Genomic DNA, 21,695 nt, shown 5'->3' with positions numbered 1-21,695 from the left:
AAACCTGCTTTATCCAAATAAAGTTTCAACAATTGACACACCTGCCGATGGTGGGCCAATATGAAAAGTTAAGGCGATTGAATATACATTCTTCCGCGCAAGGCCGTAACGGGTGTGATAAGACTGGTCTTCCTCCACTCCTTCAATGCGGTAATTGCCAAAATACTGCCCCGTCATGGCAATAAGTGGAAAGATAAGGCCGCCTTTTGCTGCTATACGCAAAGCTTCCATAACAATAAGACCGCCAAACTCTTCAGGAAAAAGCACACCTTCAAGCCGAACCTTGTCTGTTTGGCCGCCCATCCATTGCGCCACATTAAGTCCGCCAACCACGCTTAACTCTGCCCAAGTTGTACTTAAACTGCGCCCTAAGCGGTTATAGCCAAAGCGGGTGGAGTGGAACATATAGGGGCCCAAGCACATTGGTATCGGCATTTAATATACTCCATCAGAAAAGGCGCTGCGCCCTAAGGCATCAACTTCAGCTGCTAATTTACGCATAATCGTATCGGTGAGAGCATTAACGTCCATATTGGGGCTTGCGTGGACATTAATTGTAACGCCGCCAAGATTGACGCTTGTTTGTTTGTTTGCGCCGCCAGATGCATTACCGCCACTTGGTAGTGCCGTAGTAAGACTGGGACTGCGCATACTGGCGATGCTGCTTAAATGTGCCGCAGTATCGCTTGCAGGGTGGATGAGACCACTGGTACCAGGTGAAAACAGTTCTGGCCCTTGCTCACCGACAAGATAAGTACCGCCGCGCGCCACTGGTCCGCCTAGTGCCCTTGCACCATCGATGGCAGCCGTTGCAGGAGCGCTTGGCGTGCCGCCCATCCATTCAGGCAACATGCCGCGCAGAGAACCTGCCGCATTTGAAGCAGCATTTGATATGCTTGATTGGATATAGCTAACAATTTCACTCATCACTTGCTTGATGCCATCCATCAGCGCGTACATTAAGTGCTGGCCTGCTTCCACAAAGGCCGCAGCGTTTGCCGTAATTGCAGCGGTTAATTGAGTTGGTAGTGTCGCCATTTGCGGAACTAATGCGGTTACGTTGCTCCACATTGCGGCAGCAATGCCTTGCCCCCATTGCATACCAATGGTTGCAAGATCTCCCACGGTTGAAACGATCTTTGATGGCAGACCAGTCAACATTGTGCCAATAGTAGTTATTCCTTGCCAACATGCATTAGCAAAGCTTTGCCCCCAAGCAAGCCCTATTGTTGCTAGATTGCCAATAAGTCCTCTTAGCTGTGATGGAAGGGCCGCAATCATCGGCAAAATAGCCGCGACGCAAGCTTGCAAGCCGCTAAGTAGTTTTGCACCCCAATCCATGCTTAAACGCGCATAGCTACCCGCTAGTGACGACAATCCAGAAGGAATAGACGCGATGAGGCTTAAAATAGTTGATGGTAGGTTTTTAAGGCCGTTTAATATTTTTTGGGCAATATTGCGCCCCATTTCCTCAAAGCCATCAGCTTCACTGTCGCTATATTCATTCATGGTGAAGATATCAGAGAACCAATTGCCAATTGCTTCTGGTAGGCCTTTAAACCAACTAACAATACCAGAGGTAAAATCGGTTATAACATTCCAAACACTAGCAACAGCATTCATAACTTTTTCAGGATCAATACCAAGCCATGCCATAAGGTCAAATATTTTTTGACCCGCAAAACTTGCCGCAGCGCTGATAAAACCAGTAATCGAATTTATTATGCCGCCGAGTGCTTCCCCAATAACGGAGGCAAAACCAACAATAAAGCGCGATATTGGTACCCAATAATTATAGACTGTGAGTGCAAAACCAATAACGAGCGCAATAATTAATGATATTGGCGCAGTAATGCTTGCAAGAGCTGCACCAATGCTTGCCAATACTCCGCCAATGACACCAACTACCGAACCAAGCGCAGAAACGAGGCTTGCAAAAATGCCTCCGCTAAAAATTGTACCAAAAAGCGAGCCAATGGTTGCACCACCGCGTAGCAGGCTAAAGCCTTTTGAAGCACCAAGGGTTGCTTGGCCAAGACCACTCATGCCGCTTATTGCCGCTGAAAGTAATCCACCTTTGGTCCATAAAAGCGCAAAGCGGGCATCCGTTGCCGCAACACGAAATGCAACAAAAGCCGAGGTTGCTAAAATAACATTGCGGGTTAATTCAGGATTAGCTTCAGCAAAATCAGCTATGGAATTGATAATTGGCACTAATTTATCGGCAAGGTCGGCTAAAACGGGCAATAAAATATTGCCGATAGTGATGCTAATACTTTCAAAGGCAAGGCCAAAGCGTTTGGCGGCAGCCGCACCGGTTTTTAGCCGCCTTTGATAATCTTCTTCAACAACGCCTTGCGCTTCCATCGCTTCTTTACGAATTTTGCGATATTCATCAATATTTTGTAAAAGTGGCCGTAAACCTTGCTGCACCTGTGCATCAGAAAAAAGGTAACCTAGCTTTGACATATCGCCCTTTAAAGTGCGATTTGTAATCTCAGCAATGGCTTCAATTGGCGTCATGCCTTTTTTTGCTGCAACCTTTAATTCCTTTTCTAGGTTAACCCCCATTTTTCTGAAGGCTTTAACCGTTTGCGGCGCTTGCATCTTTTGCATGATGTTGGCTAGATTGGTAGCAGCACTCGCACTATCGCCCGTGCCTTTGCGCACAATTTGAAGGGCTGCCGATAGGTCGGCCACAGCTGGTACACCTGTTTGCCCTAAGCCTTGGTATGCTGCGCCAAGGGTTGGGAAATATTGCGCCATGTCCTTCAGTTCAAAGGCGCCGGCTTTACCAGCCTGTGCCATGGCATCCAATGCTTTGGCAAATTGATCGGCTGGCACTTTCAAATTGCTTAACGCCGCATACCCAGCTTGTGCAAGATCTGAAACTTCGGCATTATAGGCGGTGGCCGCTTTACCAATAGGGTTCATCAGCTTCATGGCATCTTCACGGCTAGCGCCCATGCCAGCCAAAACGTCAATACCAGATGCAGCTTCTTGCGCCGATAGGGTTGTGGCGCGTGCCACTGCTCGCACTTCCTTGCCAAGCTCTTGCAATTGCGAAATTGGCACATCAACCTTTTGCGCAATATCTTCCAATGCACCCTCAAAAGCAATGGCAGCTTGAGTGGGTTTGGATAGAGCTTGGTAAAGCCCAAAGCCTGCCGCCGCCGCGCCTAGCATTGCACCTTGCGAGGCGGTAAGGGCCGCGCTTGTTCTTTGCTGCGACGCTTGTAGCCGACCCAATGTGGCACCAATAACGCGAGCAGGAGCTGAGGCTTGATCAATTAATTTAATAATCAAGCTTGATGTATAGCTGCTCATTTTATTTTCCACTTTTAGGGGTAAGTTTTATCGCTGCCTCTGCAAATGCAAAAATGCGGTCTATATCCATGGCTAAAAATTCACTAACAGGTGTGCATAGCTGGTGGGCGCAAAGGGCAATTACGTCAATGAATTTTCCGCTATTTGCGCCATTTTCGCTTCCTGTGCTTGTTGCGCTTTCTCCACCATTTGCTGTGCTCGCTTTCCCATAAAGGGAACTGCAGCCTCCAGCACATTGGTTAAGTCATCAACAGAAAGCCCAGTGATCACTGGTAGTGGCACGCTTGCCATAGAGGCAATGGTGGCAAATTCTTTACGCTGTTTGCCTTGCACGGCATCGCTGGCTAGCATATCTTCACCAATCATTTTACGGCTAAAAGTAATGCTGCCATAATTCTTGTTGTTATAAGTTATGCTGTCCTCAAGTGTGATTGTAACTGGGGCTAATTTTTCAGCCATTATAAACCTCTTATATTTACGTAATATATGTTTTAATCGGGAGGCGATTTAGTTTTACGCTAATAGCGCTTGGCGAATGCTACTGGTCTGCGAAACACCACCAACCGATACATTAAAGGGATCCATTTCGATGATAACGCGGCCAGCAACTTCTAATCGGTAATAGCGAACCGAGATTGTGTAATCATTTTCACTCATTTCACCGGGCGACCAGTCGCCAGCATCATGCTTCATTAACCGACCGCGAATATAGCCAACAGCACTTACCGTATCACCTGTTTCATGGGCCAAAGCACCAGTAATCATAAACTCACGCTCTGCACCGACTTTTAAGCCAAATAGAGAGATAACCTGCGGGTCAAAACTAGTTAGCTTGAATGAGGCTTCAGCCTTTTCATAACCCATGGGCACATCAATCGGCATAACCATGCCTGCATTGCGCAGCTCTTCCATTTTTTCGGTAGGCACGGGTAAATTAACAGATTTTGCTTGACCAATCTGGGAGACCTGATCAACAAAAATAGTGCAATTGCGTAAAATATAACGCGGCAAATCAGACATTGCATTAGACCTTTATACTAACTTATTGATGAATTTACTTAAATCAATTTGCGGCGAGCGAGCCTGAATTGATTTCCTGCGCAACTTTGTTCAGCAACAATGTATAGCTGGCAATATTGCGGTGGGCCGTTATGCGAATATCAACCATTGGGGCAGGTGGCTCAAACTGGACGCCTAGTTTAATGATGCCTTGTGCCATCTCACCATCGGTGTTGCTTTCTAAGAGCCAGACATCCCAACCGGGCAAGATTGCGCCTTCAAGCTCCATCGTTCGGAAAAATGTGCGTGCTCCTTCAACCATGAATTTGAGATTGGCCACAGAAAATGGCTTATCGACAAATTTCAAATAGGCTTTTTCAACACCTTCATTTATGGCATCGGCAGTGCGGCGCACGGGTATAAATTGCCACATTAAATCACTGTCGCACGTCCAAACGCCCCATGCACGAAAGCCTTCATTGTCAATATTGACAATGGTATTAACGCGGTTTTCGTTAAGGTAATTGGATTGGGCACCATATTCAATCGGGCGGTTGATGCCAACAATACCGGCAATCGGCATATTAGAGCCTGCCCACCAGAAGCCTTGTTCAAGATCCATTTTGGCTTGCAATGCAGCAAAGATTGCAGATGAAGGCTCTGGCACATTATACTGCTTATCGGTGTCAAATTTTAGCACTTTTGGATCACATACAATAATGCGTCCTGAATTGATTAGGCCGCGATATTGCACGGCTGCTTGGTCGGTAGTATCTGGGGCATCAACATAGGCAACCGCGCGCATTTTATCGGTAACACCCATGAGTTCTGCAACAACTGGGTTCATGGTTGCGCCAATATTGGCTGTTGCTGTTGCGCCATTACCATCACCGCTAATTGTTACAATAGGTATGCCAGTAAAGCCATAGCCTGGCTTTTTAATAATGATGGCACTAATTGCTCCACCATCATCAATAATTGCTTCAGCTTCAACGCCTTTGCCTGTACCAGTAATGCTAACAAAAGTACTGTCGGCCTTATAGCCAGTTCCTGCAATAGTTACATTGATTGATGCGATGCCGTCACTTGCCGCGCTTTGAGTAAGGCTTGGGGCAATAAGCAATTTGGGTTGATATAATCCAAGGGCGCGGCTGCGACGAAAGGCATGAACGCCGGTAAAAGAAATCTGGTCGCCGATTGCGTTTGCCCATAAGGCTGGCGCTGTTTCCGCGTCTTGGATGCGCACGATGATGACTGGACAAATAACAGTGTCATAAACGGAATCGAGTGCCTTTGCCAATGTGCCAGTTTTGCCAAGCAGAGCCGCATCTTGTGGCTTTAATATCTGCACGGGTTTATTTAATGGAAAGGCTTGCGGGTCAGCATCGGGCGCAGTGCCAATAATGCCAATGACAGCCGTTTGTGCAAGGCGCACCAACAAGGGTGTTTCAGCAGATTCAAAAACGCGGGTGCCGTGGTGAAAAGATACAGCTGCCACTTCAGTTCTCCTTGGGTAAAATAAAAAAACCGCCAAATGGCGGTGTGATTTAAGGTGATTTTATATCGATGGTTTGATTTAAGGCCATTTCACGGCATCAAAGATGCCTTGCGCTTCCTCTACCGTTGTTGCGGTATCAATGGCAGCCTTTGTCTGTAAGCGGATAGTTTCAATAGCCGCGCCCACTTGTTCCCAAAGCGCGTAAGCCCAAGTGATGTTTTCCGCGACTTCCGCCAAAGTTTCACCATCAATGCCAAGGCTAGATTTTAGCAGCAAATACTCATTTTCATTAGGGGCTTTCAAGTTATCTGGGTCTTTTAAATGGGCGGCTAAAGCTTTGGAATAGTTTGCCGCTTGGTTGACCTTTTCTTGATAAGTCATAGATTGGCCAACGCCGGGCGTTATATATTTTAAGCGTTCAGCCTCGGCATCAATATCTATCTGCCTTTTCAGGTTAATTTTCGCAGATGCAAGCACATTTTGTTGTTGTTTTTTTTGCCAATTTTTATCAACCATAATCTCGTTAATTTTTTTTGCGATATCGTCTGACAACGTTAATTCTTTAGTCAAGGAATTATACCGGGCAGTGGATAGGTCTAAAATTGTGGTTAATAAGCTAACGTCCGCCACGTCCATATTAATTGTTTGCATAACGTCTCCTAAATGCCTATAGCCACGCCGCTTAGGGTGGTGTAATAAACGCCGGGGTTTTCTATCCAATTCATTGCGCCCGTCGCGCCCTGACGAATATAGGTTTCAACCGTATCCCCCTTTTTTAATCGGGTTGTGATTGAGACTGATAAAACACGTCCGCGTGAATTAGAGCTGCTTTCAGCAATCATTTCCCCGTTAACGGCTATATAAACCCATGTGCCGTGGTTTATATCTTCAAACCACCAGCTAAAATTAAATGTATAAACTGCTTCAAATGGACAAGTAAAAATTCCCGTAGAGGCGTTATACGCATCGTGGGTGTCAAAGCGTTTAGTCGTCCCAACTATTGCCTTGGTCAGAACATTTTGTGCTGCGGACGTCCAGCGATACCCGCTTGCCGCAAATGCAATCGCTTGCCCGGGTTGTTTTTCAGAGGTTAAAACACAAAAGCTATTTAGTTTGGCATCAAAGACCAATAAAATTTTCGTATTGGCTTTTAAAGCACCCACTGCCAATACAGAGCCGTCTGGGTTAACTATGTTGCGCGCTCCTAGCTCGTTTAAATTGATTGAGGGCGTTTTCGAGGAAGTAGTGGATTTGGGCGTTATAACAACCATCATGCCATCATAATACCTGGCGGGGGCTGGATTAAGTGTTGCAGTTAACTCATTTGCTGTGCCTTGTGCCTCGGCATAATTCCATTTGCAACTTTGGCTATCAAGGGCAATTTTTTCAATGTATTGGCCGTTAACTTTTATAAAAACCCGCCCATCTGGTAAGCCAATGCTGTGACCATTTGGTGTAAGGGTAAAAATCCAGTTTGCGCCAACCCATTCAGCCAATTGCCCACCTTTACCAGACCATAATCCCGTGGCATTGGTGGGAACAAGATAAGTGTCACCAATAGCAAGCTGAACGGGTGGCGCTGATATATCAATTGCCTTCACCGCCACAAATGGCGGATTTAACAATTGTCTTGATGGTATACGGTAGTTAGCAACATAATTTTGGCTTGCTAAAAGCTCTATATATTGGCCATTTACTTTCGTAAAAACACGCCCGTCAGGTAGGCCAACACCGTGGCCATCTGGCGTTGCAATGATAGCCCAACCCGCTTGAGTAAATTCGGTTAGTTTCCCTGCTTGTGCCGCCCAAACTCCAGTTGAATTGCTGCCAATAATATAGCTATCACCAATATTAGGGTTGGTTGGGGGCGTAGCAAGGTCAATCGCTTTAACTGGGACCCAAGGCGTGGTTGTTAAGCGTTGCAAAGGTACATTTAAGGAAGGGTCAACTTTAATTGTGATATTGGCAATATTTGAAAAGGCTACTTCAATGCGAATGATGCCCTCGACGGTTTGGCCTGAAGTCGGCACTGGCTTGTTAATAGGCGGGTCATAATAAGCAATGGCAATTAAATCGCCTTCATCATCTAAAAGGCCCGCTTCACGAATGGTAAACGGTCCCTCGGTTGCGCTTAAAAATATATCGAAATAGGCGGTATTTTCACTGCCTGCCACCAACCCATTACCACTAATTGCTTTGCGTAACACTTCTCGGTAAAGCTTGGTTTCACCGCCTGATGGCACGGTTTCACCAGAGCCAATTGCAATGTGGCTAATATTGATGCTTTTGCTACTTGCTAAGGCTGCAGCTTCTTTAGCGCGTCCTTTAGTTGTCATTAAAGCAAATGTTTGTTGTGCCATAATCTATCCCTTGAACCTATATTTTAGGGTGAGCTGTTGCCGCAAACAGCAAAGCAGGTGTAGCGCCGATAAAAATGTCACTTAGTACAGTTGCGCCTGAAAATTGAAATGGGTGGGCAATGGCTAAAAAGCTGCCTTTACTAACCGCACTAAGATAAAGCTCGGCTCTCGCCTTGATAACTGCTCGCGATGTAAAAACGCGCGTTTTAGGCTTAGCGGCAATCACTGCCTCAAGTGCAGCCTTTTGCAAATCTGCGTCAAAAATAGGGCTGCCATTGTAATAGCCGATTTCCACTCTAAAAGTGCCATGACGCTCATCTTCTTCCCACCACTCAATCAGTCTTGCATCTAAATCGAAAGCTGATAGGGCTGTTTCAACAGCACCTCGCGTGCCCTTTAAGCGGTGTATTTTGGGGGAGGCTGCTATTACTCGCCGTTTTTGGCTTTCTGACCATTTATTGGACCAAACATCAACCGATACAGCCTGCGCCAAAAAAGGCAGCAGTGCTACTGGGCAATTCCATGGGTTCCAGATGGTTAGAATAATTTCAGGCGAGACACTTGCAATACGGGCAAGTTCTGCCGTTAATATAGCACGCTCTATCGCTTTTGCGTTCGGCGGCAATATGGCGCTTGCAATAGGCTGCATAGCCTTGATTTTTTCATCAATCGTCACGCCATGAGCCTCGTGTTTGTAGTGTTCGTACAATGATGTTCCCAACTTCACCATAACCCTTAGAACCGGGCAAAATATCGTGCGGTGGGCTGACTACTTCAACGGTTACACCATTATCAATGGCTGCACGGCCACCAATAACCTCACGCTGGATAGCAAGGCCAATGCGGCGACGCGCTTTAGCGTATTCTGTCAAACGGTATAATGCTGCTTCACGTAAAGTTTCGACATCGGCACCGGGCGCATAAGATAAAACAACTTCAATGTCGTAACTTATCTTTTTTGCAGGCTCAATACGCACATTATCGCCAATTGGTCGCACATCTTTTGATGTAACCGCTTGAAAGGCACGATCCAGTAAGGCTTGGTTAACCTCGCCATATTCAAGCGTTGGCATAACCACAATTAACGCTTCAGGCGCAAGTACTGGTGCATTTTCATGACGGCTTTTAAACGGCGTAGCCCGCCAATTTGCGCTATAAGCGTCGGCAAATAACCCGACCGAATAAGTGGCGCCATCTTCCTCAGAATAAACCGCAGCATCTGCAATGTCGCGCACGCCATCAAGTTCAAGCGCATGGAAAATATATGCCCCTTCAGGTCCGGCAGTTGAAAATGCTTCATAAGCCAGCATGATGCGAGCGCGAAATGAGCTGTCATTTTCAACCCATTTTTGTTTGTCTTCATTCCAAATGGCATCAAGTGGCGGATTGTCTTTTGCGTTGCTATATACAAGGCGGCTAATGCCACCTGCATAGGTTACACCAATGTGATCAAGATCGCCACCAAGCGCTGTTGCAAGCGAAAGCCCACGGATTGCCTCATTTACTCTTTGGCGAAATTTCATTTCCTGATAGCCGCCGCCTTCACTATAGGCAATCACCAAAGGGTCGGTTTCAAGATTGGTAACATCATAGTCAATGCCGGATGCTTTTAAGGCAGCTTTCAGATAGTCATCGCGGCTTTGCTTGATCTCTTCAAAGTCGATTGGTACGGTCTGCGGAACATCACCAAGATCGGCAAGGTTAGGGGCTATAAATCGGCTCATCTTATTATTCCAAACGGGATATCAACGGGCATATTTTTATGTACAATGCTAAAATCACCCAAATGACCACGTGGGTAATAATCACCTTTAAGTAAAATTGCGACTTGCCCAGCCTCATTGCTATTCGTGATTGAACAATTGCTGATTTGATAGCGCGGCTCCCAAAGAGCACATGCTGTGACAATCGCGCTATAGGCGGCCAATATGATTTGATCTGAAAGTGGGCGATCAATCAAATCTTGCAGTTCACAACCAAAATCACGGCGCATCACACGGCTATTTAATGGAGTTGAAAATAAAATTGCTAGTGATTGCCGAACGTGGTCAAAACCATCCAAGGTTTCAATCCGGTTGCGGCCAAAGCCAAGCCCAACCATAATTTACTCTTTGGGTTGTGTTTTAGTTGCTTGTAGCGTTACTTTTTCATTCTTTGGGTGTTGTAATGTATCACCAAATGGCGGCAAATATTGCTTTGCAATGCCATCTTGCATATCAATGGCCTGCTCACTTGCATCAAACCAATCACCACCATAAAAGCCAGATTGTTTCACAATTACTTTCATATCAATCTCATTTTTCAATTTGAATTATTCGGGAACATCAGTTGTTGATCCACCTTTTTGCACACCAAGGTGCTTGTGTGTGTCGCCAATGTTTTTATCATTATGGCGGACAGATGGACCTTTGAAATGAACTTCACCTGAAACTGTGGTATTGCCTGCAACATTAAAGCTGCCGTCAACCTTTAAATTATTGGTTATATGTACAAGATCAGTGTCTAAGGTTATTTCAGAGGCGCATTTTACCGTGATATTTGACGCAGTTTCTATATTGATAGTGCTTTCATCAAGGGTGATGCGACTTTCCCCATGCTGAATAACCGCTTGCGGGCCATCATGGGGGCGTGGATTTTTGTTGGAGTGGATGGCAAATTCGATAACGCCATCGGTTAAATCACCGCTTTCTGATAAAACATCGACTTGCTGGCCTTTAACTGGTGGGATATGGGTTGATGTGGTACCAGCTGCAATTTCTTTCCACGGTACCCAGTCGGTTAAGAATGGTTTATCACCGCCTGTCAATTCCACCCGTGCTAAGCCTTTTTTTGTATCAACTTCGCTTATGGTACCTGTGCGTTTACGATTACGGTCGCGTCTTTCCATTTCAGCAATGCGGTTTTCCATCTGCTGGATTCTTGCCGCTATTCCAGATGCCATTTAAGCCTCTTTACTTTAAGTTGAAAAGCGCTTTTGTTTCTTCAAAGGTCAAACCATAACGGCGTTGCGGATTGTCACCATCGACAATATTAGGATTTAACTGGCTATTAAAAAAGGCAAAAGCAGGGTGACTTTGGTCTTTCATTAATTTTAGCATTTTTCGCCAAGGCGTTGCTTCACTTAATACCGTGCCAAAAGGCTGGTCTGGCAATAATGAAACACGCACTCGCAATTGATGGGCGGCTAGGGTTAGGCTGTTATTTTCACTGCCCACTCGCTTGCGTTCAATTTCGACTATGCCAGTGCTAAAGGAACGCCAAATTTCAGCCCAAGGGTTGCGCTCATCATGCAAGGCCATTGCAATATCATGACCAATACAATCAAGGACAAATTCCATTGCCCCATCGGTGACAGGAATGCCGAAACCAACGATTTGACTTTCACCCTTATCGTTGGTTTCGCTCATGGCGCTAGAAATACCAAATTCAAAAACAATATCGGTATCGCCATTTTGCCGCAACTGCCGGCCATTATCATCACGCACCTTGCTGCCTTCCGTATAAACGGCAATAAAGGGGGCATCTTGGTCGGTACGTAGGCTTCCATCGGCTGCAATATCAATCGCACCGATTTGGCTATCAACGACATTTTGTTTAACAGATGTTTTGTCTTTTAATGCTTCAATAGCGCTAAGGCGAAGTGCAAGTCTTGCAAGGCTCATGCTTCATTCAATTCAACTTTTAAACGACGATGATCGCGATCATTGACACTGATTACAATAAACCAAGGGCTGCCATGGCGTTCAAAGGCTCTGATCTTATCACCCTTTTTTATGATAATATCTGGCCAAGCCGCACGATTGATAAAAAGCACTGACGATGTGCCAGCAAAACCAACATGCCAACTGTTAGATTTACCACCATTGGCTTTTTGCGAGCTTTCATCGCTCACCCGCAAAATACCTCTTATTTCTACCTCTTTACGCCCGTTATCAACAATGTTGTTTTTCATGCAGCATAGCAATAGCTGTTCGCCCCACAAATCATCATTAATGGTCAATGTCTGATTTTTGATGTCTTGCAGCATTCATGTAGCCTTATAATATTGCTTTAGACGAGGCTATTCTTATCAACGCCGCCACTTTGCTGCGCTGTTTGGGCCTGTGATGTTTGCTGTCCTGCTTCATCTTTGTCGACGACAGTTGCTACAACCAGTTTAGATGCTTTAAGCGCCGCAAGCTCTTTAGCAGGCAGTGTCGGCAAGATATCACCTACCGCAATCGTGCCTTTGGAAGACAGTATTTGCACTTTAGCTTTATAATCCATATTAAATTACCTTTGTTAAAGCGAAAATCACAACACCGTTGCTTTCAGCGTTGCATTAGGACGGCCCGGTACCATCAAGGGAGCCGACTGCGACATGATATATTCAGCCGATGGATCCTGTTGGATCCAAGATTTTGGGAAAATATCAGTGGCAACAAGACCTGCTTGCACATCTTGGATCGCACCAAACACTTTAACCCCATGCGCACCACCTTGGCCGTCATCATTAGGGGCAGCAGTTAAAATCACTTCGCCGGCTAGTAACGCACGGGTCTCATTGCCATCTTGATCGCGGAAACGACCAGCATAGACGTAAAGGCTAAATTCACCATATTGCCCTACATAGCGCACGCTATCCTGCGCAATCTTTGGCTGTAAATCAGGCATGGAGGTAATGCCACGGCGCAAATCAGCATTGCGCAAAACGCCCTTATTTTTGCGGAAGGATTTCCACACTTCTGGTGACATGATGAGATCGGTGCCCGCATATCCACTTTTGGTCAAAAGCTGCAGCGACCAATCTTCTAGCAAGCCATCAATGTCAACATTTTCATTTATCCATTTTTGGGCATCCGCTGAAATAATGATTTCATTATTTTTATCACGGCCGAAATCAACAATTTGAGCTGGATAGTCTTCACCTGAGACTTCAACCTTACCATTGATAATTGCTTGTGCCGCCATCCATTCCCAACGCGCATAAATCTGGCGCTTTTGCTCAGCGATAAGGCGGACAATTTCTCGGTTGCGGCGCTCTTCTATCGATAATTCACCGGTCAAAGCTTCACCGGGTAAGCGGCTCACAAAATCACTTGGCTTGATTTGATGCTTTGGCTTCACATAAGCAGGTTTAAAGGATTTCACAGTGAAGCCAGCGCGCTGTTGCGGCTTAGCTGCAACAAGTGGCGACACAAAGGGCGCCATCACTGGCAAGCCTTCCAATATTTCATCAAAGATGATGTTTTCTTGGGTTGAGAATTTAGGCGCGCTGCGAAAATAACGGTCAAGAAAGAAACTTGGTGCTACCCGCACAGTTGCTACCACACCGCAAAGGTCAGCCGTATTAAAAAGCGGATCCATATATGTGCTCCTTAAGCAATATCAGGGGCAGCGCCCCATTGACGAATTAAAATGCCGCAATCGCGCAAAGCTGTCTTGACATCTTCAAGCTCTTTGCCGTCTAGAAAAATAGCATCTTGATTAAATGAGCCGCCAACATAGACCGCCATTGTGGTTTGCGTGGTGACATTGACAGTGAAGGGCATGATCGCTGCGGCAACACTATTTGTAGTTGATAGCTTACCGTAAATATTGCCAACACGGCCCAAAACTTCACCGCGTTTATATTCACCCACAGCTAAGGTAACAGGCTGGGTTTGCTCATTGCCTTCAATCAAATTTTCAGGCTTAAAGCTAGCGACTGTAATATTTGAATCAGGCATGCTTGCCTCCATTTATTTGCTGTGCAATTGCAGTGAGTGGCGCAGAGCTTGCAGCCGATGTTGCAGCTGTAGCGTTAAATATTTTATCGCTAGTACTATCATTGTTTTGGCGATTGGCGAGGGCGGCAGATGATGCCTCCATCCCAATATTGTTTGCAACAAAATTGACGACCGAGCTTGCTTCCATAGTTGGTGATTGGCAAGCAAGCTCAAGGGCGGCAACAAGACGCTTTGCATTGCCTTTAATGCCATCGGCTGAGGTAATTACTTCAATGCGGCTCATGACTTTTTTCTCGCCCATTGCTTCGCCTTCTTGACGAGCTTTTGCGAGCGCTTGATTATGCGCCTCAAGCGACATTTGATTATCAGCTTGTGCGCCACTGCTCAAGGTGGGGTTGGTTTGATCGTCCATTAGATTTCTCCCTTTTTGGACTTGATGTGCTTTGGCTGGGTTCACTGTTTTAATACGTGATAATTCGTCTATAACGGTGTCAAAAGTGCCAAGACGATCAGCAAGCCCCGCTTCAATAGCGGCTTCACCAATAAAGGTGCGCGCTTCAGTTCGTTTAGCGGCGGAAATGGTAAGGCGGCTGCCACGACCTTTGGCAACATGCTTCAAAAACAGCCCATAAAGCATATCAACTTCAGCTTGCAGGTCAGCTTTTACCGTATCGGTTAGCGGCTCAAGCGAATTACCGTCTGCCTTATGCTCTCCTGCATGGATAAGTGTTGGCGTTATGCCGTTTAAATCAAGCTGCCGGCTAAAATCGGTATGGAGTAACACAACACCAATTGAGCCACAGACACCCGTTTCTGTAGTGACAATTTCACTTGCAGCGGAGGCGATAGCATAAGCGGCAGAACAAGCCATGCCATTGACAACAGCAATGACTTTCTTTTTAAGTGACAACTGCCTTACTTGTGAAACAAGCTCAAAACAGCCGACTGCTTCACCACCGGGCGATTGAATATCAAGCACAACAGATTGCACCTTGTCATCATTCATAGCGGTTTTAATTTGGTGCGCTAATCCTTCATAAGAAATAAGTCCAGATTGAGCACCAATCCATGCACCGCGATTAACCAGTGAGCCTAAAATGGAAATAATAGCTATACCGTTTTGCGTAACGCTATAGGGTTTACCAATGACGCCCCCTTCCTCGTCACGCGCAATTGGCTCTCCGTCAAATCTGCTTGCTACAGGTAGGCTTGATCGATTTGTTATTACTGATAAAATAACTTGCGCTTTATCTGGGGTGAGCAATAGCGGTCGATTTAAAATGCGCTCAGCAATATGTAAAAATTGTGTCATCAAACAATCCTAATAAGAGCGCCAACCGGTGCTAATAGCATGACGACGTGGGCGGCGTGTTTGCTTTGCCATACATTCTGCTTTTAGCTCAGCGATCCGCGCTTTGAGGGAAGCGATATTAATCGCCGTAAATTGCACTTCATCTTCACCAAAGCGGCTGCGTACGACTTTTTCACCAACCAGTAAGCGGTCAAGCGCATTTTGCATTTTTGGCCAAACTGAGCAGGGGTCAGACATATCAATGCCATCAAAAAGTGATGCCATATTTTAATCCTCTATTTCGTCAACTAAGCTTGGCGCTGTATTGTTGGCTAAAGGCTCACTTAAGCCCTTATTGATACGGCTTGCTTTTTCGCGTGCCAGTTGCTCATGCACATCTTCATGGTCCACCCCAAGATCATTACAAATCATTTCTTGGCTGATAACGCCCATTTTGTACCAAGTCTCATGGGCACGGGCGGCCTTATAATCATCGGCTTGCGGCTTTGGTGGGCCGCGCCAATCGCTGCGTGTTAAAGCGGTGCGGTTTTTAACAAATGTATCAATGCCGCCCGGCAATGGAATGCGCCCTGCGTCAATTTCTTCCTCTAGCCATGCGCTATAAACGGTTTGTGCAAAACGACCAGGTAAATGGCGGCGGCGATATTCCATTAACGGCCATTTTTTGGCGATACCCATGCGCACCGATGAATAGGTGTCACCACGAAAGTCACCAGTTAAATCGGACGGCATAACACCAAGGCAAGCTGCAACTTCACGCAATAGAAAATTTGAAAAAGCTTCATAGGTTGAGTTTGGATGTTCACTTGCATGCAGCTTTAATTTTTCACCAGTTAAAAGATGAGCAATCTTGCCGTGGCGGCCTAGATCAATATTAACATTTTGATACCACGCCATTTTTTTATCAAGCAGCACGTCTAAAGCATCTTCGCCGCCCTCTATAATTTCACTTTCGCCTTGCAGTGCCTGCATGACTTCATTGGTGGGATAATCACTTTCAATTGTTGCGGCAAAAATTGCATGGATCATGGCGGCGGTTAAGGTTGCATCAGCCAGTTGGTCATATTGGCGAACAATCTTTAAGGCTGGCGCCAATGGTGTAATACCGCGTAACTGCCCTGCAGAACCATCAAAAATATGGATAATGCGCGGGCGGCCATATTGATCACGCGCTTCACGACGTTCCTCACGCTCCACGCCATAGCCATCTTTTACTTTAAAAGCATAGGCAATGGGCAGGCCGTCTTTGTTTGTATAAACACCATCTTGTAAGTCTTGACTGGCACTATTTTTTTGCGATAGCCAATGGCTTGGCATAAGTCGTACTTTGGTGAGGCTTTGCGCGCCTTCGCGGTTTACTTCTTTGACTTGGGCTAATATTTCACCCGTGGCGATCCACTGCCTGATAGCAGCGGCTTCCAACTGCGCCATGGTATAGCGGCCAGCAAGGTCACACTCATAAGGTTGCGAAGCCCATATTTCCCATCTGGTTTCAACAAGTCGTGCCCAGTCAGACGCTTCTTTTTCGTTCCATTTTAAAAATGTAAGGTCTGGCTTGGCATTTAAGCGCAAGCCGGAGCCAATCATTGATGTAACGATTTGTTCCACAACACCAGCAATCCAGCCGCTATTCATTGTCGCATCATTAGCGCGTGCATTGGCTGCATACCAAGCAACTGAAATATCATCAGCGCGATCACGCAAGGCAGGTGTGCCTTTAAATAAACCAATTGACTGGGCAAAGCCGGGTTCACCGCGCAAATAGCCCGCCTTTGGCGTGTTTCTTTTTTCTAAGTCAAGCTTTTGTGAGCCTGCTTTAACACGGATTCTTGGCTTTTCTTGTTGCATTTTACCCACTAACTATTTGTTTAAAGCTGCAGATTTTTCAGCCCAAGAACTGCGTTGTTTCTTTTTCTTCATACCTTGTTTGGCAAATGGCCCATCAATCGGTTTATTGAATAAATCGGGCTCTGCAGGCTTGCCATGCACTTGCAATAGCAAATCTGCCCAGCGTTCTTGCGTAAGGCGCAATTTATGCTCTAAATGCCAACCAAGGGCAAAGCCGTAAACAGTTATGTCAAACCAGTCATTTTTGCGCCCGACAATCTTTTTCCATTCTCGCGGCGCGCGCGAGCTTATCAATTTACGTGAGCAGCGATTGACTGATGCACGCGCTTCTTCATCAGGATCCACCAAGCGTTCAGCGGTAATTTCCTGCGCAAAGCCTTCATCACATAGGTCTGGCGGCAAATGCAGCACATTGCGTGGCCATGCGCCTTTGCTATCCTGTCCTTGCATAAAATTTGCCAGCGATGCGACAACTTCCGTTTTAACGTCATAATTGCCAACAGGATAAAGCTGGACTTTGGCAATGAGCCGCCGATTATGATCTCTCACATCACGCTTTACGGGTGTGCCAAGCCAAGGCAGACCTTTGGGAGCGCGTCCATCAAGGGCATAAACATTGGCGCGGCTTGCGCAATAGCGATAAACGCGGTCAGTGGCAAAGCCTGAGTCAATGCCTGATAGATCAATGCCTTTCATCAAGCCGCTTGCTGTTGGGTATTGGCGGGCTTGTGCGTCACTTAATTCTATCCACGGATCATCGGATTGCTCAGGTGATCCTTCAAAGACCTCGCGATCAATTAGCCATCTTTGACCGCGTGGGCCAATTGCATAAACCGCCCATTTAATGCCATAGCCTTGAATATCTGCGGCTGATACAAGCAGTCCAGCATTTAAAGGTATGACGCGAGAGGGAATATCACTGCGCTGTGCAGCTTCAACAATTTTTTCCCATTCAACAGCCGCACCACCAGGATCATAAGGCAGGGCTAAGTCCTGTTGGTAAAACACGCGCATTTTTTGCGTGTTTTCTTGTGCGGCTTCCCATCTTGCCCAAATATCGTTAAATTTTTCACGCGGTGCATAGGCTGCCCAAAGGTGGTAGCTTGGTTGCCAGCGTCTGCAGCGCCCTTCACACGGTGGGCAGCTATATTTTTCAATATCTTTCGATGTGATAAGGCGTGGTATTGGCTTTTGCCCTTCAGTAACGCGCCTTGCTATCCAACGGCCATTGGCCAAGAGGTCACCCTTATGTCCATCCAATATCTTTTCGTTGCAGTTGCTGCATAAAAAATGCGCAGGTGTTTTATCATCTGGCGCTTGCAATTGGTCAAATTCTAAGGCTTGATAACATTGACAATGCGGACAAGGCACATAGTAAAAGCGTTGGTCGCCTTTTTCAAAATCATCAGAAATGGCACATTCGCCAACAATGCCGGGTGTTGAACCTTCCCATTCCTTTGCCATATCGCCGTACATCTTTTGGCGCGCTCTTGCTTGATCGCGTGGGCTACCACGTCCATCAACATCTAAAGGATAGCCGGTAACCTCGTCCATCGCTAAATATTTAATAGACACCATCTGCAAGCCCTTGGAAGAACCCGCATTGACTATTTGGCAAAAGCCACCAGCATAACGTTTAAACGCTGTTGTCGAACCTTGCTCATCGCGGCTATTAACTGGCAATACCTTATGGGCAATCTGCGGTGTTGCATCAATGGTCGGTCCCAATTTAACACGGTTAAATTTGGTGCTTTCATCCAATGTTGGTAAAACAATCATCATGGAGCCGGGGGCTCTATCAACAATATAGCAAAACCAGTTTTCAATCACCGTTGACTTGCCAAGCTGCGCAGCCATTCGGGCGGTTACGCGCCGTGCAGGGTGGTCTGGATGCAAGCAATCTTGTGGCTCGCGCAAATACGGCACGCGCGCTGTTTTGAATTTACCTGGCCACGGTGAACCAGATTCGGCGCTTACCATGCGATAGCGGTCAGAATATTCCGAAATGGATAGGTCTTCAACCTTTCGGCTTGCAGCTTCAAAGGCAGAAAATAAAACTTCTCTGCCATTACGCAAATTCAAATCATTTAAAAACAAGCTAGGGCTCAATTGGTGAGCTATCTCCATTCTTTTCACCCCGCAATGCATCTAAATGCTCAAGCATAATAGAGTTAAAAATATCAACTCCCGCATGGGCAAAAGACTTAAGTGCCAGTCGTACAGTGCGTTCATCCCATCCATATTTTATTGATAGATCAGCGGCCTGCGGTTCTAGCAAGCGCTCAAAGCTTGATCGCATAAGGGCAACGGCATCGCGGCCAGCGCGATCAACTTCTGTTGTGCGGGTTATAAGTTTTAACCGCTCTGCCAAGTCCAATTCACGAATGGTCGCCTCTGCTTGCACTTTGCGCGCTGCGCCATCAGCTTGAGTTCCAGTTAATTGCTTGGCTTGTTTTGCAGCAGGCTGCGCGATAATGCGAATATTTTCACGGCGGTGGTTTAAAAGCTGGCCATACTCAACCAAGCGTTTCTTGCCGTCAATTTTTGTAGCTAATGCTTCAGCATGTTGGTCTAAATAGCGAGAAAGGCTAGAGCGCGTTACACTATCGCCAGCATCGGTTAAGCGCCGTGCGGCATCTGAAATTGAAAGCCATTCTTCCATTTTTGCCCATCCGTGCAATGCACGTTTTTATTCGTGCATCCGTGCACCGCTTTCAAACCCATCTACTAGTGAAATTTCAGGAGCATCGCGCCCGTAGCCAAAAAGATATTTGCAGTAAGGTACCTAAAATTTATTTTAGCAAGCATATGTTTATGCAATGCTTGGTGCGGCCAGTGTGCCTATGGCATCAAGCGCTTGAGCTCATGATAGAGACGTGGTGCAAGCTCTTGTCGCACAGTGCTCTCAAAAGCTTCTTTCGTTTCACCCTTAATCATTTCGTCAGGGATGATGACGCCGGATTTGATTTTATCAATCGGCAATCTCTCGCTACCTTGGCGAGCAAAGACATGACCGCCAGCAATAGGGTTTGATCGGTTAGGGAAACGCCCACCTTTAATAAACTTACCCGCAAAGACTTGCCGTTTGCCAAAGGGATTGGCTGATACACCTGCTCTTGTCTCTTTTGGCGCAAAATATTTTAAAGCAATATCGCCACCCTTGGCATGCATTTCATACATCATGTGGGTGGGGTTAGCCTTATAGGGCTTAACTGCTTTAACAATTGTTTTGCGTTTTAGCCCCGCTTGCAGGGATAATGCCCTTACAACTTTTGTCTTGGCTTTTTGCCCAGTGTGATTTGCGGCACGCATTGCGGCTATTGGCAATTTGTCGCCAACGGCATGAACTGCACCTGCAAACTTCTTTATGGCATCTTTATTAGACCAACCAATGGATAAGACGCCTGCCATTTTTATGTTCCCTTTACATATGCGAACCTCGTAGTTAGCCAATAAAAAACCCCGCTACATTGCTGCACGGGGTAATAAACCTTTTTTCATTCTTCTTTTATACGTCAAGTGACTGCCGTAGGTCAAAATTAATTTTTAAAATCATGCTGAAATAGCATCTATCATTTTGTTTTTATTCGTGAAATTTTTTTGCAGCCAAGGCGTTAATTTAACCGAAAACGGGCTTAAACGGTGATCTTGCATATTGCCGTTTAATGTTAAAAAAATGTGGTTTAAAGCCGTTACCCAAAACTGATATTCAATGCGTGCCATGATATCACTTTGCGGATTATCACTTAAAACATATTTGCGGTATGCGCTGGTAAATGGGCGGCCAGATTTTTTATTATAACCGTCCATTTCCATTTCAACCTCGCGGCCAAGCTCGTTAAGCACCGTTTGCTTGATAAACCATAAGGGTTTGCCGTTTTGTTTGACAAAATCAACCTTTGGCACGGGGGCGCTAAAGCATGGCGTTTTGCATAAAACTGCATGGGTTACAATTTGCGCAATAACCGATTGGGCGATTTGCTTTTGTGTGCGGCTTTGCAAGCGTTTGATCACTTCCTCATAAAACGGGGTGGCAAGCCAACGCTCAGCCACTGGCCAATCGCTTAACAACTCGTCCAAAGGAGCAATCTTATAGGCAATGGCTGTAACATTGCGCACCGCTTGCGCAACCAATACCGCATCAGCGTGGGGCTCACCTTGCTCTAATTGCATGGGCAAATCGCAAGAGCCACGATCGCGATCAATCCTAACGCCAAGCTGCGCAATGGCATCAAACGCACCCCAAGCTGATAGAGGGCTATTTAAGCCATCTTCACCACCGCCTTTGACCAATTCATCAACAAATGCCCAATGCAATAATTTTTGTAAATTAAGCGTTTTCATGTCTATCGTCCCTTAAATTGCTGTTGCTACCCAGATTTAAATTTTGCTGCCCATTTTATATTTTTCTATTCGATTGTTTTTAAAAGAAAAAACATAAGAACAGGGTGGAAAGGGGCGCAAGGGCAGCAAAATCACCGCCACTACATGAAGAAAAATAAAACTTTTAAAACAATGGTCTTTATTCATGTGTGACGCAAAATTTATCGCCCCTTGCGCCCCTAGCGTCATAAGCCTTTGATTTCCCGAACCCTTTTTAGGGGTGCAAGCCTTGCATTATGAAAATTTGCGCCCCTAGCCAC

The 21,695-nt window shown here is 46.0% G+C and carries 24 protein-coding genes; all 24 read right to left on the bottom strand.

The features are described from left to right. Positions 1-9 precede the first annotated feature (9 nt). The 24 genes from H3299_RS07900 to H3299_RS07785 all read right to left on the bottom strand — a co-directional run bounded on the left by H3299_RS07900 (position 10) and on the right by H3299_RS07785 (position 21,396). The gene (locus tag H3299_RS07900) at positions 10-435 is read right to left on the bottom strand and encodes a phage tail protein (protein WP_182417157.1); all 426 of its coding nucleotides are present in this window, start codon (positions 433-435) and stop codon (positions 10-12) included. Next, entirely contained in the window at positions 436-3,327 is a 2,892-nt protein-coding gene (locus tag H3299_RS07895; RefSeq protein ID WP_182417156.1) for a phage tail tape measure protein, read from the bottom strand. It lies immediately after the preceding gene. Between the two features lie 120 nt (positions 3,328-3,447). Continuing rightward, positions 3,448-3,786 carry a phage tail assembly protein gene (locus H3299_RS07890; protein WP_182417155.1) on the bottom strand — a complete coding sequence of 113 codons (339 nt, stop codon included), beginning with the start codon at positions 3,784-3,786 and terminating at the stop codon, positions 3,448-3,450. A 54-nt stretch (positions 3,787-3,840) separates the two neighbouring features. Continuing rightward, positions 3,841-4,347, bottom strand: a complete 507-nt coding sequence (locus H3299_RS07885; RefSeq protein ID WP_182417154.1) for a phage major tail tube protein — start codon at positions 4,345-4,347, stop codon at positions 3,841-3,843. 43 nt (positions 4,348-4,390) lie between these two features. Next, complete coding sequence (locus tag H3299_RS07880; protein WP_182417153.1) at positions 4,391-5,824, bottom strand: phage tail sheath subtilisin-like domain-containing protein; 1,434 nt, start codon at positions 5,822-5,824, stop codon at positions 4,391-4,393. 78 nt (positions 5,825-5,902) lie between these two features. Next, entirely contained in the window at positions 5,903-6,475 is a 573-nt protein-coding gene (locus H3299_RS07875) for a hypothetical protein (RefSeq protein ID WP_182417152.1), read from the bottom strand. Between the two features lie 8 nt (positions 6,476-6,483). Next, a complete protein-coding gene (locus H3299_RS07870; RefSeq protein WP_182417151.1) occupies positions 6,484-8,184 on the bottom strand; it encodes a phage tail protein in 1,701 nt (566 codons plus the stop codon). Positions 8,185-8,200: 16 nt separating this feature from the next. Next, positions 8,201-8,860: a phage tail protein I gene (locus H3299_RS07865; protein WP_182417150.1), complete on the bottom strand. Its 660-nt coding sequence runs from the start codon at positions 8,858-8,860 to the stop codon at positions 8,201-8,203. After that, positions 8,850-9,908 carry a baseplate J/gp47 family protein gene (locus H3299_RS07860; protein WP_182417149.1) on the bottom strand — a complete coding sequence of 353 codons (1,059 nt, stop codon included), beginning with the start codon at positions 9,906-9,908 and terminating at the stop codon, positions 8,850-8,852. Before H3299_RS07860 ends, H3299_RS07865 begins: the two co-directional genes overlap by 11 nt. Further along, complete coding sequence (locus tag H3299_RS07855; protein ID WP_182417148.1) at positions 9,905-10,285, bottom strand: GPW/gp25 family protein; 381 nt, start codon at positions 10,283-10,285, stop codon at positions 9,905-9,907. Before H3299_RS07855 ends, H3299_RS07860 begins: the two co-directional genes overlap by 4 nt. Before the next feature lie 3 nt (positions 10,286-10,288). After that, positions 10,289-10,471 carry a hypothetical protein gene (locus H3299_RS07850; protein ID WP_182417147.1) on the bottom strand — a complete coding sequence of 61 codons (183 nt, stop codon included), beginning with the start codon at positions 10,469-10,471 and terminating at the stop codon, positions 10,289-10,291. Positions 10,472-10,495: 24 nt separating this feature from the next. Then, positions 10,496-11,125, bottom strand: a complete 630-nt coding sequence (locus tag H3299_RS07845) for a phage baseplate assembly protein V (RefSeq protein ID WP_182417146.1) — start codon at positions 11,123-11,125, stop codon at positions 10,496-10,498. Between the two features lie 10 nt (positions 11,126-11,135). Beyond that, positions 11,136-11,846, bottom strand: a complete 711-nt coding sequence (locus tag H3299_RS07840; protein ID WP_182417145.1) for a hypothetical protein — start codon at positions 11,844-11,846, stop codon at positions 11,136-11,138. Next, positions 11,843-12,211 carry a hypothetical protein gene (locus tag H3299_RS07835; protein WP_182417144.1) on the bottom strand — a complete coding sequence of 123 codons (369 nt, stop codon included), beginning with the start codon at positions 12,209-12,211 and terminating at the stop codon, positions 11,843-11,845. The genes H3299_RS07840 and H3299_RS07835 overlap by 4 nt, the downstream gene beginning before the upstream one ends. Before the next feature lie 23 nt (positions 12,212-12,234). Next, positions 12,235-12,450 carry a hypothetical protein gene (locus H3299_RS07830; RefSeq protein ID WP_182417143.1) on the bottom strand — a complete coding sequence of 72 codons (216 nt, stop codon included), beginning with the start codon at positions 12,448-12,450 and terminating at the stop codon, positions 12,235-12,237. A gap of 27 nt (positions 12,451-12,477) precedes the next feature. After that, the gene (locus H3299_RS07825; protein WP_182417142.1) at positions 12,478-13,530 is read right to left on the bottom strand and encodes a major capsid protein; all 1,053 of its coding nucleotides are present in this window, start codon (positions 13,528-13,530) and stop codon (positions 12,478-12,480) included. An 11-nt stretch (positions 13,531-13,541) separates the two neighbouring features. Then, positions 13,542-13,892 (bottom strand): hypothetical protein, encoded by a 351-nt coding sequence (locus tag H3299_RS07820; protein WP_182417141.1) that lies wholly within the window; start codon positions 13,890-13,892, stop codon positions 13,542-13,544. Next, a complete protein-coding gene (locus H3299_RS07815) occupies positions 13,885-15,204 on the bottom strand; it encodes a S49 family peptidase (RefSeq protein ID WP_182417140.1) in 1,320 nt (439 codons plus the stop codon). Before H3299_RS07815 ends, H3299_RS07820 begins: the two co-directional genes overlap by 8 nt. A gap of 9 nt (positions 15,205-15,213) precedes the next feature. After that, entirely contained in the window at positions 15,214-15,468 is a 255-nt protein-coding gene (gpW, locus tag H3299_RS07810) for a gpW family head-tail joining protein (RefSeq protein WP_182417139.1), read from the bottom strand. A gap of 3 nt (positions 15,469-15,471) precedes the next feature. Further along, positions 15,472-17,052 carry a phage portal protein gene (locus tag H3299_RS07805; RefSeq protein ID WP_182417138.1) on the bottom strand — a complete coding sequence of 527 codons (1,581 nt, stop codon included), beginning with the start codon at positions 17,050-17,052 and terminating at the stop codon, positions 15,472-15,474. 12 nt (positions 17,053-17,064) lie between these two features. Continuing rightward, positions 17,065-19,179: a terminase gpA endonuclease subunit gene (locus tag H3299_RS07800; RefSeq protein ID WP_182417137.1), complete on the bottom strand. Its 2,115-nt coding sequence runs from the start codon at positions 19,177-19,179 to the stop codon at positions 17,065-17,067. Beyond that, on the bottom strand, positions 19,151-19,714 hold the full coding sequence (locus H3299_RS07795) for a hypothetical protein (protein WP_182417136.1): 564 nt from the start codon (positions 19,712-19,714) through the stop codon (positions 19,151-19,153). Before H3299_RS07795 ends, H3299_RS07800 begins: the two co-directional genes overlap by 29 nt. A 179-nt stretch (positions 19,715-19,893) precedes the next feature. Continuing rightward, positions 19,894-20,463, bottom strand: coding sequence for a hypothetical protein (locus H3299_RS07790; protein ID WP_182417135.1), 570 nt, complete (start codon positions 20,461-20,463; stop codon positions 19,894-19,896). A gap of 141 nt (positions 20,464-20,604) precedes the next feature. After that, positions 20,605-21,396, bottom strand: a complete 792-nt coding sequence (locus H3299_RS07785; RefSeq protein WP_182417134.1) for a hypothetical protein — start codon at positions 21,394-21,396, stop codon at positions 20,605-20,607. Between the last annotated feature and the right edge of the window lie 299 nt (positions 21,397-21,695).

The organism is Bartonella sp. HY038, assembly GCF_014117425.1.
GTDB lineage: Bacteria > Pseudomonadota > Alphaproteobacteria > Rhizobiales > Rhizobiaceae > HY038.
Note: the sequence above shows the minus strand (reverse complement) of the source record. Positions and strands in the feature narration are given on the sequence as shown.

Coding starts and splice junctions, on each gene's coding strand:
- H3299_RS07820 (WP_182417141.1), bottom strand. CDS start 13,892: ATGCCTGATTCAAATATTACAGTCGCTAGCTTTAAGCCTGAAAATTTG.
- H3299_RS07805 (WP_182417138.1), bottom strand. CDS start 17,052: ATGCAACAAGAAAAGCCAAGAATCCGTGTTAAAGCAGGCTCACAAAAG.
- H3299_RS07785 (WP_182417134.1), bottom strand. CDS start 21,396: ATGAAAACGCTTAATTTACAAAAATTATTGCATTGGGCATTTGTTGAT.
- H3299_RS07890 (WP_182417155.1), bottom strand. CDS start 3,786: ATGGCTGAAAAATTAGCCCCAGTTACAATCACACTTGAGGACAGCATA.
- H3299_RS07875 (WP_182417152.1), bottom strand. CDS start 6,475: ATGCAAACAATTAATATGGACGTGGCGGACGTTAGCTTATTAACCACA.
- H3299_RS07840 (WP_182417145.1), bottom strand. CDS start 11,846: ATGAGCCTTGCAAGACTTGCACTTCGCCTTAGCGCTATTGAAGCATTA.
- H3299_RS07850 (WP_182417147.1), bottom strand. CDS start 10,471: ATGAAAGTAATTGTGAAACAATCTGGCTTTTATGGTGGTGATTGGTTT.
- H3299_RS07800 (WP_182417137.1), bottom strand. CDS start 19,179: ATGGAGATAGCTCACCAATTGAGCCCTAGCTTGTTTTTAAATGATTTG.
- H3299_RS07885 (WP_182417154.1), bottom strand. CDS start 4,347: ATGTCTGATTTGCCGCGTTATATTTTACGCAATTGCACTATTTTTGTT.
- H3299_RS07870 (WP_182417151.1), bottom strand. CDS start 8,184: ATGGCACAACAAACATTTGCTTTAATGACAACTAAAGGACGCGCTAAA.
- H3299_RS07895 (WP_182417156.1), bottom strand. CDS start 3,327: ATGAGCAGCTATACATCAAGCTTGATTATTAAATTAATTGATCAAGCC.
- H3299_RS07825 (WP_182417142.1), bottom strand. CDS start 13,530: ATGGATCCGCTTTTTAATACGGCTGACCTTTGCGGTGTGGTAGCAACT.
- H3299_RS07900 (WP_182417157.1), bottom strand. CDS start 435: ATGCCGATACCAATGTGCTTGGGCCCCTATATGTTCCACTCCACCCGC.
- H3299_RS07835 (WP_182417144.1), bottom strand. CDS start 12,211: ATGCTGCAAGACATCAAAAATCAGACATTGACCATTAATGATGATTTG.
- H3299_RS07855 (WP_182417148.1), bottom strand. CDS start 10,285: ATGGTTGGGCTTGGCTTTGGCCGCAACCGGATTGAAACCTTGGATGGT.
- H3299_RS07860 (WP_182417149.1), bottom strand. CDS start 9,908: ATGAGCCGATTTATAGCCCCTAACCTTGCCGATCTTGGTGATGTTCCG.
- H3299_RS07830 (WP_182417143.1), bottom strand. CDS start 12,450: ATGGATTATAAAGCTAAAGTGCAAATACTGTCTTCCAAAGGCACGATT.
- H3299_RS07845 (WP_182417146.1), bottom strand. CDS start 11,125: ATGGCATCTGGAATAGCGGCAAGAATCCAGCAGATGGAAAACCGCATT.
- gpW (WP_182417139.1), bottom strand. CDS start 15,468: ATGGCATCACTTTTTGATGGCATTGATATGTCTGACCCCTGCTCAGTT.
- H3299_RS07790 (WP_182417135.1), bottom strand. CDS start 20,463: ATGGCAGGCGTCTTATCCATTGGTTGGTCTAATAAAGATGCCATAAAG.
- H3299_RS07815 (WP_182417140.1), bottom strand. CDS start 15,204: ATGACACAATTTTTACATATTGCTGAGCGCATTTTAAATCGACCGCTA.
- H3299_RS07795 (WP_182417136.1), bottom strand. CDS start 19,714: ATGGAAGAATGGCTTTCAATTTCAGATGCCGCACGGCGCTTAACCGAT.